The organism is Methylomonas koyamae (genome assembly GCF_001644025.1).
Lineage (GTDB): Bacteria > Pseudomonadota > Gammaproteobacteria > Methylococcales > Methylomonadaceae > Methylomonas > Methylomonas koyamae_A.
This window is the reverse complement of sequence record NZ_LUUK01000155.1, coordinates 72,497-87,701: the sequence shown is the minus strand read 5'-3', so window position 1 is coordinate 87,701 and position 15,205 is coordinate 72,497. Positions and strand designations below refer to the sequence as shown.

The 15,205-nt window shown below is 55.9% G+C and carries 8 protein-coding genes; 1 reads left to right on the top strand and 7 read right to left on the bottom strand.

The features are described from left to right. Nucleotides 1-156 precede the first annotated feature (156 nt). From A1355_RS10880 to A1355_RS10865, 4 genes are all read right to left on the bottom strand, one after another. Nucleotides 157-954 (bottom strand): hypothetical protein, encoded by a 798-nt coding sequence (locus A1355_RS10880; RefSeq protein WP_157197843.1) that lies wholly within the window; start codon nt 952-954, stop codon nt 157-159. 724 nt (nt 955-1,678) lie between these two features. After that, nucleotides 1,679-4,114, bottom strand: a complete 2,436-nt coding sequence (locus tag A1355_RS10875) for a TonB-dependent siderophore receptor (RefSeq protein WP_157197842.1) — start codon at nt 4,112-4,114, stop codon at nt 1,679-1,681. A 177-nt stretch (nt 4,115-4,291) separates the two neighbouring features. Beyond that, nucleotides 4,292-5,335, bottom strand: a complete 1,044-nt coding sequence (locus A1355_RS10870) for a FecR family protein (protein ID WP_064027897.1) — start codon at nt 5,333-5,335, stop codon at nt 4,292-4,294. Continuing rightward, nucleotides 5,332-5,847, bottom strand: coding sequence for an RNA polymerase sigma factor (locus A1355_RS10865; RefSeq protein WP_064027895.1), 516 nt, complete (start codon nt 5,845-5,847; stop codon nt 5,332-5,334). The genes A1355_RS10870 and A1355_RS10865 overlap by 4 nt, the downstream gene beginning before the upstream one ends. Nucleotides 5,848-6,072: 225 nt before the next feature. On the opposite strand from A1355_RS10865, the gene A1355_RS10860 reads away from it, so the two are divergent. Further along, a complete protein-coding gene (locus A1355_RS10860; RefSeq protein WP_064027893.1) occupies nt 6,073-6,834 on the top strand; it encodes a hypothetical protein in 762 nt (253 codons plus the stop codon). A gap of 92 nt (nt 6,835-6,926) precedes the next feature. Here A1355_RS10860 and A1355_RS10855 read toward each other — a convergent pair whose 3' ends face one another. The 3 genes from A1355_RS10855 to A1355_RS10845 are packed head-to-tail and all read right to left on the bottom strand — an operon-like array spanning nt 6,927 to nt 15,155. Next, a complete protein-coding gene (locus tag A1355_RS10855; RefSeq protein WP_064027891.1) occupies nt 6,927-9,314 on the bottom strand; it encodes an EAL and GGDEF domain-containing protein in 2,388 nt (795 codons plus the stop codon). Nucleotides 9,315-9,334: 20 nt separating this feature from the next. Next, the gene (locus A1355_RS10850) at nt 9,335-10,036 is read right to left on the bottom strand and encodes a response regulator (RefSeq protein ID WP_064027889.1); all 702 of its coding nucleotides are present in this window, start codon (nt 10,034-10,036) and stop codon (nt 9,335-9,337) included. A 13-nt stretch (nt 10,037-10,049) separates the two neighbouring features. Next, nucleotides 10,050-15,155: an AAA family ATPase gene (locus tag A1355_RS10845; protein ID WP_064027886.1), complete on the bottom strand. Its 5,106-nt coding sequence runs from the start codon at nt 15,153-15,155 to the stop codon at nt 10,050-10,052. Nucleotides 15,156-15,205: the final 50 nt, after the last annotated feature.

Sequence of the window (15,205 nt, the reverse complement as noted above, 5' to 3'; positions counted from 1 at the left end):
ACGCGGCGCGTGGGAACGAGGAGAATTCCGAGTTTTTAATGCATTAGAGGTTTTTTTTTCCTCGTTCCAACTCGGCATGTGGAAACGAGGGAGATGGTGGGTAAATTTGCTCAGCTCACATTAATCATCAAGGTATGTGGACATTGCCTGGATTAGCTAAAAATTAATTTTATACTCATCATTGAACTCATCGGAATGTTGATCGCAAAAGTCATTATGGTATTTTGCAACCCAAGCATATTTGGACCAAATCGAAGGGTTTCCTCTAGATTTGGCTAATTCCGCTTCTACTCTAGTTTTGTGACTTCTAACATCAGCGGATATTGGGCAATATTCCTCTTCAGCAATCATGACACTATCAAGATAGTTTAGGAACAATCGACCGTCAGTATCCTTCAGAATATCTCGCTGATACAATTGGGTCCCCAATTTATCACGGTGTTTCTTGATCTCATCTGCTGCCGATTGAGTGAAAATAATTCGAGGGTCGCGGGCGTCTCTATTCTCACCTTTGTATGCATCCATAACAGGTTTTCCGAAAACCACCGTTTCATCAATATAAATATCGCCAAAAGAGATGGCCCCACGAATAAAAAAACCTTCTATAATCATTGTAAGCTGGAAGTGTTTCAAACAATCAAAAGCCATTTCAAAACTCCATCTTGGGTCTTTTCCAATTGGCCACCCCATCACGATATTGTCGGTAAAACCTTTAAGAGCATAATCTTGTTTACCCACTGCCTCAACGAGCAAGTCGTCCTCTGGGCGATGTTCTAAGTAGGTTCTTCGTGCATACTCCAAAGCCTGATGAAGTTTTCGCAGCATTTTTTGCTGATCTTCGGAAGAGATTGACTGTCCGACAATTTCCTCATATCCCAGTATGTCCATAAATACATATAAGGACTGCTGCAAAGTAGGTTCTTGATTTTCGATATGATAGGGATTTAACGGCATTTGAATGAATTCCAGGACCGTAGGATGTGCTGAACGGAGTGAAGCGCATCGGTAGCGAACGATGGGCTTCCTATTGTCGGCAGCATCCTACAACACAATTACAATCCTAGCTTTCAAAATCATCTAATAGCCTTTCATCTCGCGAGGGGGTGTTCCCGTTATTTCACCCCGAGCATCGCAGCTTTTGGTGAGACAAATCGGCAGGATGGCCGATTTGCATGCGTAGCACCCGGAGGCGAGATACATGGATGTATCGAGTGAGCAGCCCGCAGGGGAGCGGCAGGGAGAGCCTGCCCCGCTTTTCGGGTATGCCGCTCGTTTTCGGAAGAGGCTGGGAGCCCCTACGAAAATCCTCGCCAAAAGCGGATGCGGGCCTATATTCGGGGGTGTTTTAGGGTTGCGATAGTGCTTCGAGCAGCAAATCTTTTCGTTCGAGCCTAGTTCCGGCGGGGGCCGTTTCGCCCATTGATGATTTACCGCGCCACCGTCCGATAGCTCAAAGTCCGGATGTTGTCGCCGACTGTAAAATCGATCCGTATCGACCCCGTGGTTGTAAGCAGCGTCCGGCGCCGCATGTCTAAAATATCCGTCCAAGTCTCGGAAAAACGCCGAACGCCGCCGGACGACTAGGCGGCAGCGGTCGTTGAAGTTTCCGGTTGCCGTTTAGGGAGCAACTCGGCTCCCCGATTAAACGCCAACGCGAGTCCGAACGACGTCAGAATTTTTAAAAGTCGACGCGGACCGAGCCCATTAGGCTGAGCGGCGCACCGAATTGGATTTGATTGGCGCTGTTGGTGCCGACGAAGTACGTTTTATTCAGTATATTGTCGGCGTTCAATTGCGCGGTGACTTTTGATCCGCCAATTCTGGTTTGGTAGCCGGTCATCAGATTCAGAGTAACGTAGCCGGGTACTTGATAGGTATTCTCCGGGTTGCCTTGTCTTTGATCCACGGCCACCAGGCCCGCGCCTAATTTGAATCCTTGCAATTGGCCCTGTTGAAACTCGTAGGTGTTCCAAACGCTGCCAAAGTGTTCCGGGGCCGCGAACAAACGGTGGCCCTGATTGCCGATATTGCCGTCGCTATCGACATCCTTGGTGATTTTCGCGAACGGCATATAGGTATAGGATGCGATCAGGTTCCAACCGGGCAGGATTTCACCGGTACTGTCGAATTCGATACCGCGGGTTTCCGCGCCTCCTAACGCGCGGTAGTAAAAGCTTCCGGGAATGGACGTCGGCAAGTTTTGCTGTTTCAGGTCGAAGTAGGACAGGGTGGAGCGCAATTTGCCGTCGAGGAATTCGGTTTTTACGCCGGTCTCCCACTGTTGTGCGGTTTGCGGCGGCAAATTATGGCCGTCGGCATTGAACGAGCTATTGGATACCCCGAAATTCTCGGTGTAGCTGCCGTACAAAGACAGCCAGGGCATGGGTTGCCATAAAACCCCACCGCGTGGATTGACGCGGTCTTCGCCCGGCGAATCCAAACCCGAGACGTTGTCGCGCAAGTTGGCGTTGTCGTAACGCAAGCCGCCCATCAAGTGCCAGCCGCCCGGCAACGTAATCTGGTCCTGAAAATATAGGCCATACCAGGATTGAGTTTGCGAATAGGTAAACTGCGCCGCCGGATCGAATCCCGGCGTCGACGTTTGATACACCGGGTTAAACAGATTGTTGGGCCACAATGCCGAGGAATTATTGATGTTGGCCATGTACCGGACGTTCATATAGTCGAAACCGAACAATACGTCGTGCGTTAGCTGGGCATGTTCGATTTTGCCGAGCAGATTCACGGTGGTGAAATAGTTTTCGTTGCGCTGCTTCGGAAAACTAATGGTTTTGAGATTGAAGTTGCCGTCCGACAATACCGGCTCGAAGGTCGCGAAGCTAGTGTAGGCGTTGTCGATGTCGACGCGCTGTGTCAGGAATTTATTGACGATTTTCCAGCGGTCGTTAAATTCGTGCGACCAATTGACGCCCAGCAATAGACTGTCGCCGTTCCATTGGCTGTTGAAGGGTTCGGCTAGATTCCGATTCCTGGCGACTTGCGCGGGCCGATTGCCTATAGGCGGAATGCCAATATCTTGAATCGTGTTGAAGTGTTGGTATTCGAGTTCGAACGATGCTTGGGTTCTCGGACCGATATTCCATTTTAAGACCGGTGCGAAAAAGACTTTATCGGTATTGACAAAGTCCCGATTCGATCCGGAGTTCTCGTACGATAAATTTGCTCGATAAAGCAAGCTATCGTCGCTGGATAGCGGGCCGGTGGCATCGACCGTTGTCCGATAAAACGCATACGAGCCAAATTGTTGTTGTACCGAATAATAAGGGGTGGATAGCGGTTGTTTGGTGACGATATTAATCACGCCGCCCGGCTCCGCTCTACCATAAAGTAGCGAGCCGGGGCCTTTAAGAACCTCGACGCTTTCTAGATTGGCGGTTTCGCGTTTGGTGGAGGCCAGAGCAAAGCTGATCGGCATCAACGTGCCATCCCGATAATAATTGGTGGTTTGAAAGCCGCGAACCATGAAACCGTCCGAAGTCTGCTGGTTGAATCCGCCTTGAACCACCCCGCTGACGTATTCCAGGGCTTTCTCCAGACGCACGGCTTGGCGGTCCTGCAATACTTGCTTGGACACCACTTGTACCGAAAACGGCGTTTCCATGATTGGCGTATCGGTTTTGGTGGCCGTCGACGCATTCGGCAACTTGTAGTCTGGGTTGAATGGGGCCGTCGCGTCGTAGATCGCTTTCCCGACTATAGAAACCGGCGGCAATGTGTCGGGGGCAGGCGTGGTGGGTGTCTCGGCGGTTTTATCCAACGTCACCGTGTTTTGGTCGATGAAGCGGAAGCGGTAGCCACTGCCGCGCAATAGACGTTCCAAAGCCTGTTGTGGCGTCATTTGGCCTTCGATCGCTTCGCTGTTCAGGCCGCGGACTTGGTCGGCGGTAAACAGGATTGTCAGGCTGGATTCGCTGGCGAATTTCATCAGCGCGTTGTTTAACGATTGAGCGGGAATGTGGTAAGCGCGCGGTAGTGCTTCGGCGCGTGCGGAGTCGATGCTATACGAGCCTCCGACAAAAGCGGCCAACAACGCCGTGGCGCAATTCAGCATGACGTTGTGGTTTCCGCGGCGTTTCGAGTGATTTGCTGTCACGTTCTCTCCAGTAGTGGTATGAATCTCCCTATACAAAACGCACGACTAAAAAAATCGTCTCAAAAAAGTTGGCGCGAGCGGATGTGAACGCATCGATCAGCGGTTACGCCGGTATTCAGCGACGCTTGGCGATGGCGGCTGGCCTGGGGAATCGCCATTGCAACCCGGGTGGTAGCATCAGCGGTGCAGGATCGTCAGCCAAGGTCCCAAGTCGGTTTGCCGTAAATGAAGAATGGTGCGAACGGCGGATAAAATCCGATCCGGCTCGCGTAACGGAAATACGCCGGTTACGCGCAATTTTGCTAAGTCGGCACCGGCGAGCAGAATGCGCCCGGAGCGGTAGCGTTCCAAATCCGCAATCAGCTCGGCTAAAGGCCGGTCGTTGATGGTTAGTTGCCCCTGCTGCCAGGCCGTGGCTTGATCGAGATCGGCCGGTTCCGCGGCGGCCAGCGCTTGGCCGGGCCGATAGTCGAGTTGTTGGCCTTCGCCCACTTCGCGGCGGTCGCTGGCACCAGCGCTCACCGCCACCGCGTGTTCCTGCACGAGGATGCGCGTCTCGCCGCTTTGGCTGACGTAGACCTCGAAGATCGTGCCTAAGGCGCGGACGGTAAGATCGCCGGCTTGCACTTCGAAGGGCCGGTTTCGATCGGCGGCAACCCAGAAACGGGCTTGACCGCGATACAGTTTGAGTCGTCTGACCGTAGCGTCGGCGTCGACCGAAACAGCGGTGTCTGTGTTCATCAGCAGTCGACTGCCGTCGACCAGTTCGATCTCGCGCTGTTCGCCGGTCGCGGTGCGATAGTCGCTACGACAGCTGTCCAGCCAACGGCTGACTAGCGGTGAGACAGCCGATACCGCCAGCAGTAGGGTCGCCGCGATCGCCAAACGTTTTACCGCAAATATGGTGTTTGACCAGCCGCCGAGCCGGCGCGGGCCAAGCGCGACGAGCTCGGCGCCGGGGGCGTCATGGGGGATCGATAGTGCCGGTGCGGCGCGAGTTTCCAGCGTGGCTACCGTCGTCATATCTTGAAAGACTTGTTCGACGGCGGCGAGCGCTTCCGAGTGTCGGTAATCCTGAGATAACCAGTCGGCGAAAGCCTGTGTTTCCTGCTCGCTCAAATCGCCGGCATTCAAGCGGATCAGCCAATGGACGGCTTGTTGCTTGGCGGCGGTTAAACCGTCGGTATCGGGGCCAGGCGCGGCTTGCGGTACGGTGGTCATGGTTCCAGTTTCCGCGTGCAGTGGGCTAGGGCTTGTTCCAGCAGGCGGCCGACCTTGCTGCGCGAAATGCCCATCCGCTGAGCAATTTCCAGGTAACTCAAGTCCTCGACCCGGTTTAACAGAAAGGCGGTGCGGCAATCGGCGGGTAGCTCCGCCAGCGCGGCTTGCAGCGCGGCGTAACGTTCTCTCGAAATCAAGATCTTCGAAGGCTCGTTACCAGCCGGGTCGGCTACGGTATCGGCATAGGTATCGCTGTCGGAGTCGGCGAGATGCTGATTTCGAACATTCAACCGGCGCTGGTAGTCGATTGCCAGATTCACGGCTATTCTAAATGCCAGCGCCCTGGCATTGTCCGCCGGTGCCCGAGTCATGCTCTGGTGCAGGCGCAAATAGGTTTCGTGCGTCAGATCGGCTGCCGCCTCCGGACATTTCAAGCGATTGGTGAAAAAGGTCTGAAGTTCAAGCGCGAAGGCCTCGGTCCACAATAGCGGAAGACTGGCGGATTGGCTCATGCGGCTGTACGGTGGCGGGAAAGGTCGTTGGCTGATAGTGGGCGCCGACGATACCACAAGTGTTGCCGTAAAGTGTCGGCGGTTTTTACAGTGTCAGGTAAGGCGATGTGGTTTGGATATTAAAGTATTGAAATTATTTTCAAAAAATAGTTGGCGTATTTTCTGCTTAACAAAACTTGGTCGCAGTGGCGGACGGTTTCATTGATGGGATATTCGGAGATTTTTATGCAATTTAAGTTTGGCGGAATACACAAAGCAATATTGGGGGCGACGCTAGGCTTGATGTCGCTGACCGCGGATGCGGCACATCAAATCGTTAACGTTGCCGGCACAGCCGGTCCTTGGAATTGGGAACTTGGCGGCTTGAACGGCGATTACGCTTACGGTCTCGGCGCGGACGGTAGCGATGCGATTCCGGATTACACGCCTCCGGCCCGGTTGAAGCTGGCCGATATTGGCATCGGCGCGGGCGATTCAATTTACATTACCTACCTTGACGGTCTAACCAACGCGTTCGGCGATGTGCCGAACGTTAATAATAACGGCCATGTAGGCAGCGTATTCAAGGACGACGAGTTGGGCTCCAGCGGCCAGGTGTTACCTAGCTATTATTACGAAAGCGAATGGGGGAAAAATCAGGATCCGGACGATCCGGCGCCCTACGGTCTGTTCTTGCAATCCCTGGTCGGTGCTTTGACCGACGACGGCGGCAATATCGTGCAATTGTTGAGCGTGGGCAGCGTGATTAAATTGGATAGCGGTCAGGGCTTTGTATACGGCATCAGCTTCGAATTGCCGGTTGGCGCGACCTATGTGCAATTTGGGCTGAACGACGATATTTTCGGTGACAATACCGGTTCGTTGAACGTGTGCGTGAGTAGCGTCGACGAGGAATGCGGTACTTCGCCGGTACCCGTACCCGGCGCGGTTTGGATGTTCGGCAGCGCCATCGCCGGTCTTGCGACGTATCTGCGTCGGCGCGTTTAAGCGGTATTGAAGTGTCCCGCAAAACCGCCGCCGATGATCTCGCGGCGGTTTTGCGGTTAGATATAAGCAAGTCGGACCGGGGAATAGCGGTTCTAATCGATACAGGTGGGCTCGACCGGACGGGGGCGATAGTCGCGTCTGAATTTTTCGAATTCGGCGATAGGTAGCGGTCGGCTGGTCAGATAGCCCTGATACTGATCGCAATCGCGGCTGCGCAAAAAATTCAATTGCTCCGCAGTTTCGACGCCTTCCGCGATGACCCGCATTTTTAGCGTCTTTGCCATCGCGATGATGGTTGCCGTAATTTCCATATCGTCGGCGTGGTCCGGAATGTCCTCGATAAAACTCTTGTCGATCTTAATGACGTCCAGCGGAAATAGTTTCAGATAGGCCAGCGACGAATAGCCGGTGCCGAAATCGTCGATGGACAAGCCCAGCCCTAGTTCGTGCAACTGTTGTAGGATCTCGATCGCTTCCCTTTCCCGTTTCATCAGCACACTCTCGGTCAGCTCCAACTCTAGATGTTCCGGCGGAAATCCGGTCTCCCGCAGAATGTTGCCTATCGCTTCGCCGATGTCGCTATGCAGAAATTGTTGAGACGATAAATTCACCGCCAACTTTATCGGCGCCAGCCCCCGGTTCAGCCAGCGCCGGCCTTGTCGGCAAACCTCTTGCAACACCCAGTTGCCGATGGGCACGATCAATCCGGTTTCCTCGGCGATCGGTATGAAACGCGACGGCGAGATAATTTCTCCGGTATCGGTTTCCCAACGCAGCAGGGCTTCCGCGCCGACCAAATGGCCGCTGGCGATGTCGATTTGCGGTTGAAAATACACGCGCAACTCGCGGCGCTCGATGGCGAGGCGTAGGCGGATTTCCAGGTCCATCCGTTCGCGGGCCGCGCGAGTCAGATCTTCCGAGAAATATTTGAAACAGTTGCGACCGTCGTTTTTGGCTTGATACAAAGCCGTATCGGCCTGTTGAATCAGTTCGTCCGGGGTCTGACCGTGTTCGGGAAACAGGGCGATGCCGACACTGACGCCGATTCTGACTTCGTGACCGCTGCTCAGGCGCCAGATTTGGCTTAGCGCCGCGATAATTTGCGAGGCTACTTGGGCGGCCGCTTCCGGTTGGGGGATTTCCTCGAGCAACACGACGAACTCATCGCCGCCCAGCCGGCATATCGTATCGCTGTTGCGCAAACGGGCGGTGAGCCTTTGCGCGACCAACTGCAACAGATCGTCGCCCGCCAGGTGGCCGAAACTGTCGTTGACGTCCTTGAAGCGGTCAAGATCCAGCATCAATACCGCCATCACGCCGCGCCGGCGGCGGGTTTGGTCGATACTGTGACGCAACCGGGATAGGAATAGCATCCTGTTAGGCAGTTGGGTCAGCGGATCGTGGTGGGCCAGAAATTCCAGTTCCTTTTCGGATGCTTTCAGTTTGGAAATATCCGCGAACACGCCTACGTAATTGGTGACATCGCCTTGGCCGTCGCGCACCGCGCTGATGCTCAACAACTCGGGAAACACTTCGCCGTTCTTACGGCGATTCCAGATTTCGCCTTGCCAATGATCGGTGTTGGCCAGCGTTGCCCACATGTCGCGATAAAAATCGACGTTGTGGTGGCCGGAGGCGATGATTTTCGGGGTCTTGCCGATCACCTGCTCCGGCGAGAAACCGGTAATGTCGCTGAAAGCCTTGTTGACCAGCTGAATCTGCTTGTCGGCGTTGGTTATCATCACGCCTTCCCGAGTACTTTCGAACACGGCGGCGGCTTGGCTTAGCCGGTCTTCGTTAGCCTTGATTTCGGAAATATCGGTGACGGTTCCGACGTAGCCGCACAAGTCGCCGGAATCGGTAAGCTCCGGCTCGGCTCGGCAAACCACCCAACGCGACTCGCCGTCGCCGAGTTGGAAGCGGAATTGTCGGTAGAACGGTTCGGCCAGGCTGACGCATGCTCGCCACGCGGCGGCGACCTCGGCGCGGTCTTCGTCGTGTAGGCCGTCGATCCAGGCGTCGCCGTGGGAATGGCTGAAGGACAGGCCGGAAATTTCGCACCAGCGAGTATTCACATAGTCGAAGGCGCCGGTCCGATCGGTACGGAAAATCCCGACCGGCGCGACCTTGGCCAAAGTGTGGAACAGCAACTCGCTCTCTTGCAGCGCAATTTCGGCTTGTTTGCGAGCGGTAATGTCGCGCAAGCCGATGACGAAGCCGGGTTTGCCTTCCCAGGTTAGCGGCGTAGAGCGCATTTCCGCCCAAGCCAGGCCGCTGGGCCTAATCAAATTAATGTCCTGAAAATGTAAATGACTGTCGGCGACCGGAATCGCCAGCATCTGGCCGGCCAACTCGCCCCGTTCCAACAACAATTCGGCGGCTTGATTGGCGTAGATGACCTTGCCCGACGGATCGACGACCAGCACGCCGTCGGTGATGGTGTCCAGGATCAGGTTGAGCTGGCTAAGGGTTTGCGGCATGGGGTCCGGTAAAAGCGGTTTTAGACGATGACGGTTTGCGCGCCGGTACTTTGAGTCTGGGTAGTAATCGCGGCCATCACCGATGACATGCGCGACAGGTCGCCGAGCAACTTCAACACCGGTTTCGGTAAATCGCGGACCAGCATCGGCGTCGCGAAGACCTCCTGTTCCAGCGCTTTTTCCGGCATTCCTAGCACTTCGACGACATCGAACACCCAATGGCCGGGTTCGTAGATACCGGTCAGCACCGCGCTGATTTGTTCGACCAAGCGGCGGGTTTCCGCATTCAGCGACACGACGTACAGCGTCAATACCAGCTTATGGTGGTTGGCTCGGCGGGCTTCGTGATCCTTGGCGATCCGGACCACCTGGGCGATGTTCTTGATTTGCGAGGCCGACAGCGGTTTGCTGGCCAGTTCGAACTGCAGACCCTCGTCGTGGGCGGCCTTGAGCTGATCCATGAATTCGGTGGCGAAAGCGGTCACCAGATAGACGTTCAAACTGTCGTCCATACCCTTCAGGCGCCGTAGCGTTTCCACGCCGTCGATGCCGGGCATCCGCAAGTCCAGAAAGATTAAGTCCGGGCGCAGGCTTTGCGCCATCGCGATACCGTCTTCTCCGCATTCGGCCTCGCGTACGTTGTAGCCTTCGTCTTCCAGGATCAATTTGAAGGCGCCCCGTACCGCAGGGTCGTCGTCTATTACTAAAATATTGTTCACCATCGCTAGTCCCGCGTTAAAAGTGAGGAAATTTTAACCGCATGCAACAGCCGTCACCAGAGCGGCTCTCGACGCTGATAGTGCCTCCGATGTCCTGGATCAGCCGCCGCGTTACCGACAAGCCGAGGCCGGTGCCCTGGCCCGGCGGCTTGGTCGTAAAAAAGGGGTCGAACATTCGGATTTGCACTTCGTCGGCGATACCGGAGCCGTTATCGGTTATCGTCAACTCTAACATCTTTTCCGCGCTACGCGCTTGGATATCGATGCGCGGATGCTCGCTGCCGGCGAGTGCGTCGCGCGCATTGATCAACAAATTCACCAAAATTTGCTGTAGCGTTTCGGCGGTGCAAGCGATCGGCGGAAGGTCGGCCGGCGAGTCGACATGCACCGCGATCGCGAATTTGCGCAGTTCGCCTTCGAGCAGCATTAGCGTTTGCTGCAACACTTCAGCAAGCGAGCAACTCCCGGTTTGCGCCGAACGGTTGTGCAAGAAAATCAGCATGTTGGAAACGATGGCCTTGATCCGCTGAATTTGTTGCAAAGCTTGGCCGAGCACTTCGCGGGACTTGGCGTCTTCGCAACGTTCCGCCACGTATTCGACGAAGTTCATCACGCCCATCAACGGATTATTGATTTCGTGGGCCACGCCGCCGACCAGGGTGCCGAGCGCGGACAGTTTTTCCATTTGCAGCATATGGTCCTGATTATCTTGCAATTGGTGGTAGGCATGGCGAGTTTGCTCGACCAGTCGGGCGTTTTCCAGCGAGATGGCGGCTTGCGCGGTCAGTAATTCGGTCATCGCGATTTTTTCCGACGTGAACACACCGTCGGCCAAGCGGTTCTCCAGATACAGCACCGCGCCGAGTTCGTTTTGTTTGACGACCGGCAAGCACAACACGGAGCGCAAGCCCAGCGCGACGACCTCCGGCGCGGTTTGAAACTCGCCTTCGCTGCCGGCGTCGCGCAACACGACTTTTTCGTGAGTGCGAGTCACGTAATTGACGACGGCCCGGCAGATGCCGCGCACTTTGTGTAAGGGCGCGTACTCCTGGCGCGGCGCGCGCTTCTTACCGACATGTTGCTCCGCGGCGACTACCCATTCGTCCTGCTGGCGAATCAACAGATAACCGTGCTGCGCGCCGGAGCTTTCGAGCACGACGGTCATGATTTTGCGCATTAATAGCGGTAAATCGATCTCGGCGGACAGCGCCAGCGCGGATTTCATCAAGTAGCCGATATCCAGGTTAGGGAGTTTTGAATTCGGCGATTCGGATTTGACAATCCTGGCGCCCGTTTCCGGGGGAACGTAGCGGTGCCGCTCCTGTAGTTGTTGGTTTTTAAGATCGGCCCGGCACAGCCGGTAGTGACGGCGAGCCTCGCCGTAATAGAGTTCGGCATCGCCTAAGTCGTGTTCGGCGATCAAATCGGCCAATGCTTCGTAGACATGGCCGGCCAACAGCCCGTATTGCTGGCGGAAGCAGTCGGCGGCAGCATCCAGATACCGATTGCGTGCCTCGCGGACATCGCCGCGAAACCGGGCAATTTCGGCCTTGGCAAAACTCAGATAGGGTTGCAACAGCGGCCCCAGACCGGCCCAAGTTTCCAACTGTTCCAATACCGGCGCGATTTCGGTTTCCAGTTCCAACCAGGGCGGCGCGTCGGCTTGCCGTAAACGGTTCAACAGTCGGTAGACATACCACAAGCGTTTCAGCACGTTATCGGTCAAGCCGTGTAAGTGGCGCTCCACTTGGTCCAAGGCCTGGGCCGCGCCGGCATAATCCCCGAGAAAATAACGGGCGAAGCCGAGCAACGCATAATAGCTGCCGGAGGCCGCGACGTAACGATGGGTGTCCCAATCCGCCAGCGTGGCGGTCATATCAATCGGCTTGCCGCCTTTCATCGGCGCGATCCACCCCGCCAGAACGGCTTCCGCCAAGCCGACCGAGAACGCCAGTTGATTCTTGCGGGAGAATTGCAGGCATTCGTCGGCGGCTTCCTCTATCCAGCGCAGATTCTTGCCTTGGGCCTGCAAGTTCCACATCAGCGGACCGTAGGATAGCCCGGCGTTGTACAAGTCTCCGCAATTGCGACCGCATTGTATGGCTTGATGAGCGTAGTCGACGATGTCGGCCGGGTGCGAACGGCTGTGCATATTGCACCAGACGATGCCGTTCATGCCGCGGGTGGCGCCGAAGGTATTCGGATATTTGGCGCACAGGTCGCGCGCCAGATCTTCGTAACGGAAGGCTTGCTCGAAGCGACCTTGCTCGCCCAGATTCAAACCCATGATCGAAAACGAGTAGATCACCGACTCGTCCATGCCGCCGCCCAAACAATGCTGGGTGGACAGCGCGGCCGATAGGTAGAGTTGCGGCACCAGTCCGCACATATACAAATCCGGAATCAATTCGGCGTAAAAGGCCAGTTCGATTTTATTGCGGCGCTCCCGGGTAAACGGCATCGCGGCGATTTTGCGCCAGACGTCGCCTTGAGCTTCGATGTCGGCCGTCAAACTTTCCATTTGACGGCGAGCGTCGTCGGCATCGGCGGGCAGCGATTTGCCGAAATACGCCAGGCCGCGGTTGGCGGTCGCAATCGCCTGTTGAAAATTGCCGAACGAGGATAGCGAGGTAGTCTGTTCGGCCAGGGCTTCCGCCTTATCCAAATCGCTGACCGCGTGTTCGATCAATTGGTTGAGCAAGGCTTCCGAACTATCGTAACGACCCCGCATCAAGTCGGTTTTGGCCAGCCGTTGGTAAATTCGGAAGGTCAGCTCGTAGGTCTGCGTCCAGCAGTCGCCCGGCAAATAACGATGGGCCATTTCGAAGAATTCGTTGGCGGCTTCGCCAGCCAGCGCATCCAGCGCTTTATTGCCGGCGTGAAAATTGATTTCCGCCAGCCAATAGCGGGTGCGGTCGTCGGGCGAGCTGGGTTTGCCCTGGTTTAAGTGCGCGGCGATGGTGAACAAATGATCCATGTGCGTCAGTTCGGTGCCGACCGTGTTTGTACCGAGCAGGCGCTGACCGATGCGCCAATGAATCGCCCGGCGCGCGGCCGGATCGACCTGACGCAGTACCGCTTCTTGTACTCGGTCGTGGACGAATTGCAGATCGGATTTGTTTTCCAGCATTAATCCAAGACTCAGTACCGGCTTCAGGTCCTCGAACAACGGTTCGATGCGCAATTCCAATACCTTGGCGATTTCGTCGGCACTGAAACGATTGCCCAGGCAGGCGCAATAATCGAGGATACGCAAGGTCCGCTCGGGCAGCTTGCGGACCTTGGCGCTGAATAGCTCGACCACGTTGGCAGGCATCCGCGTGTCGCGGATGCGTTGCATGTCCCACAGCCAATGCCGATCGGCGTCGATGCCGAGTAGGCCTTCGTTGTATAGCCAGGCCAGACTTTCACTGACGAACAGCGGGTTGCCCTCGGTCAGTCCGGCGATGAATCGAGCGAGAAGGGCGGTGGCTTCCAGAGACGAATCCAGAATGTAGGCCACCATATCGTGGCAGTCCGGCTCGCTCAACGCGCCGAGGCGAATTTCGGTCAGCGGGCCCTCGGCTTCGCCGACCCGGCGGATCAATTTCGTCAATGGGTGGCCGGCGTCGACTTCGTTGTGCCGATAGGCGCCGAGCAACAATAGAAACGGGTGATCGCGATGGTTGGCAAACAGGTTTTGTAAAAAATCGAAAGTCGCGCTGTCGCACCATTGCAGGTCGTCAATGAAAAGCACCAGCGGATTGTCCTCGCTGGCCAGACAGGCTAAAAATCGGTCGAACAGATTGTTAAAGCGTTGGCGCGCCTCGACCGGCGGTAACGCTGGCGGCTCGGGTTGCGGTCCGATGATGAAGTTCAGTTCCGGCACCACCTCGGCGATGACGCCGCCTTGGTGTTCGACCGCTTCTAAAATCCTGGCCCGCCACTGTCGTACCTGAGCGTCGCTCTCGGTCAGGAAGGTGCGGATCAGGTTGCGCAAGGCCTGGATCAGCGAACTGTAGGGAATGTTTTTCTGGTATTGATCGAACTTTCCGGACGTGAAGTAGCCGCGATTCTTTACCAAGGGTTTTTGCAGTTCCTGAATCAGCCGGGTTTTGCCGATGCCCGACAGGCCGGAAATCAGTACCGATCGAAATCGACCGCGCATCACCTCGTCGTATTCGCGTTGAATGGTTTCGGATTCGGTTTGCCGTCCGACCATTTTCGAGATGAATATCACCCGGCGGCTACGGTCGTGGCGGCCGATCGCGAAATTAGACACCGCGCCGTCGCGGCCGTATTCGCTCTGACAACGCCTGAGGTCCGCCAGCAGTCCGGCGGCGCTTTGGTAACGTTTTTCCGGTTGCTTGACCGTCAGTTTGGCGACGATCTCGCTCAGCGTTTCCGGTATGCTCGGGTCGAGTTCGTGCAGATACTCGGCTTCCTCCGCCAGGTGGGAATGGATCAGTTCCAACGGGTCTTCGGAGACGAACGGCGGCCGGCCGCCGAGCAATTCGTAGAATACGATGCCCAGCGAATACAAATCGGTGGCGAAATCGACCCGGTAGTTGATGCGGCCGGTTTGTTCCGGCGACGTGTAGGCCAAGGTATGGCGAACGAATTGCGGATCGTAGATGAAATGACTGACATCGCGGATATCCAGCGGCGTGATGAAATCGGTCAGCCGCAAGCCCAGCGTACCCGCATGCACCAGAATGTTGTGCGGCTTGACGCCGCCGTGAGTAATGCCGCAGTCGTGAACGGTTTGCAGGATGTCGGCGAGTGGACAGGCCAGCGCGAAAAAACTGTCGAGACCCGGCGATCCTTGGGATTGCACCCAGTCGCTCAAGGTTTGGCCGGCGAACCACGGTTGGACGATGAATTGTTCGCCCTCGTCGGATTCCAGCGCCAGCGGCGTGCTGACGCGCGGGTCGTGCAACACCTTCAGACGTTCGATTTTTTGCCGCAAATGCCGGGATTGATCTTCCCAACTAGACAGTAACTTCAGGTACTTGATGACCAGCGGATACTCGGGCACGTGTTTGTGGTAACCCTTGTAGACCGAAGCTTGCAAGCTTTCGCCGAGTTTCTCTGTCAGTACGTAGGCGTCCGGTTGCGGAAGGTGGTTCGAGTGGACATTCATGGCCTATCCGATCATGCGTTTCGGCAGCGAGTCGCGGCGCTTAACTTATA

Coding starts and splice junctions, on each gene's coding strand:
- A1355_RS10860 (WP_064027893.1), top strand. CDS start 6,073: ATGCAATTTAAGTTTGGCGGAATACACAAAGCAATATTGGGGGCGACG.
- A1355_RS10870 (WP_064027897.1), bottom strand. CDS start 5,335: ATGACCACCGTACCGCAAGCCGCGCCTGGCCCCGATACCGACGGTTTA.
- A1355_RS10855 (WP_064027891.1), bottom strand. CDS start 9,314: ATGCCGCAAACCCTTAGCCAGCTCAACCTGATCCTGGACACCATCACC.
- A1355_RS10845 (WP_064027886.1), bottom strand. CDS start 15,155: ATGAATGTCCACTCGAACCACCTTCCGCAACCGGACGCCTACGTACTG.
- A1355_RS10865 (WP_064027895.1), bottom strand. CDS start 5,847: ATGAGCCAATCCGCCAGTCTTCCGCTATTGTGGACCGAGGCCTTCGCG.
- A1355_RS10880 (WP_157197843.1), bottom strand. CDS start 954: ATGCCGTTAAATCCCTATCATATCGAAAATCAAGAACCTACTTTGCAG.
- A1355_RS10850 (WP_064027889.1), bottom strand. CDS start 10,036: ATGGTGAACAATATTTTAGTAATAGACGACGACCCTGCGGTACGGGGC.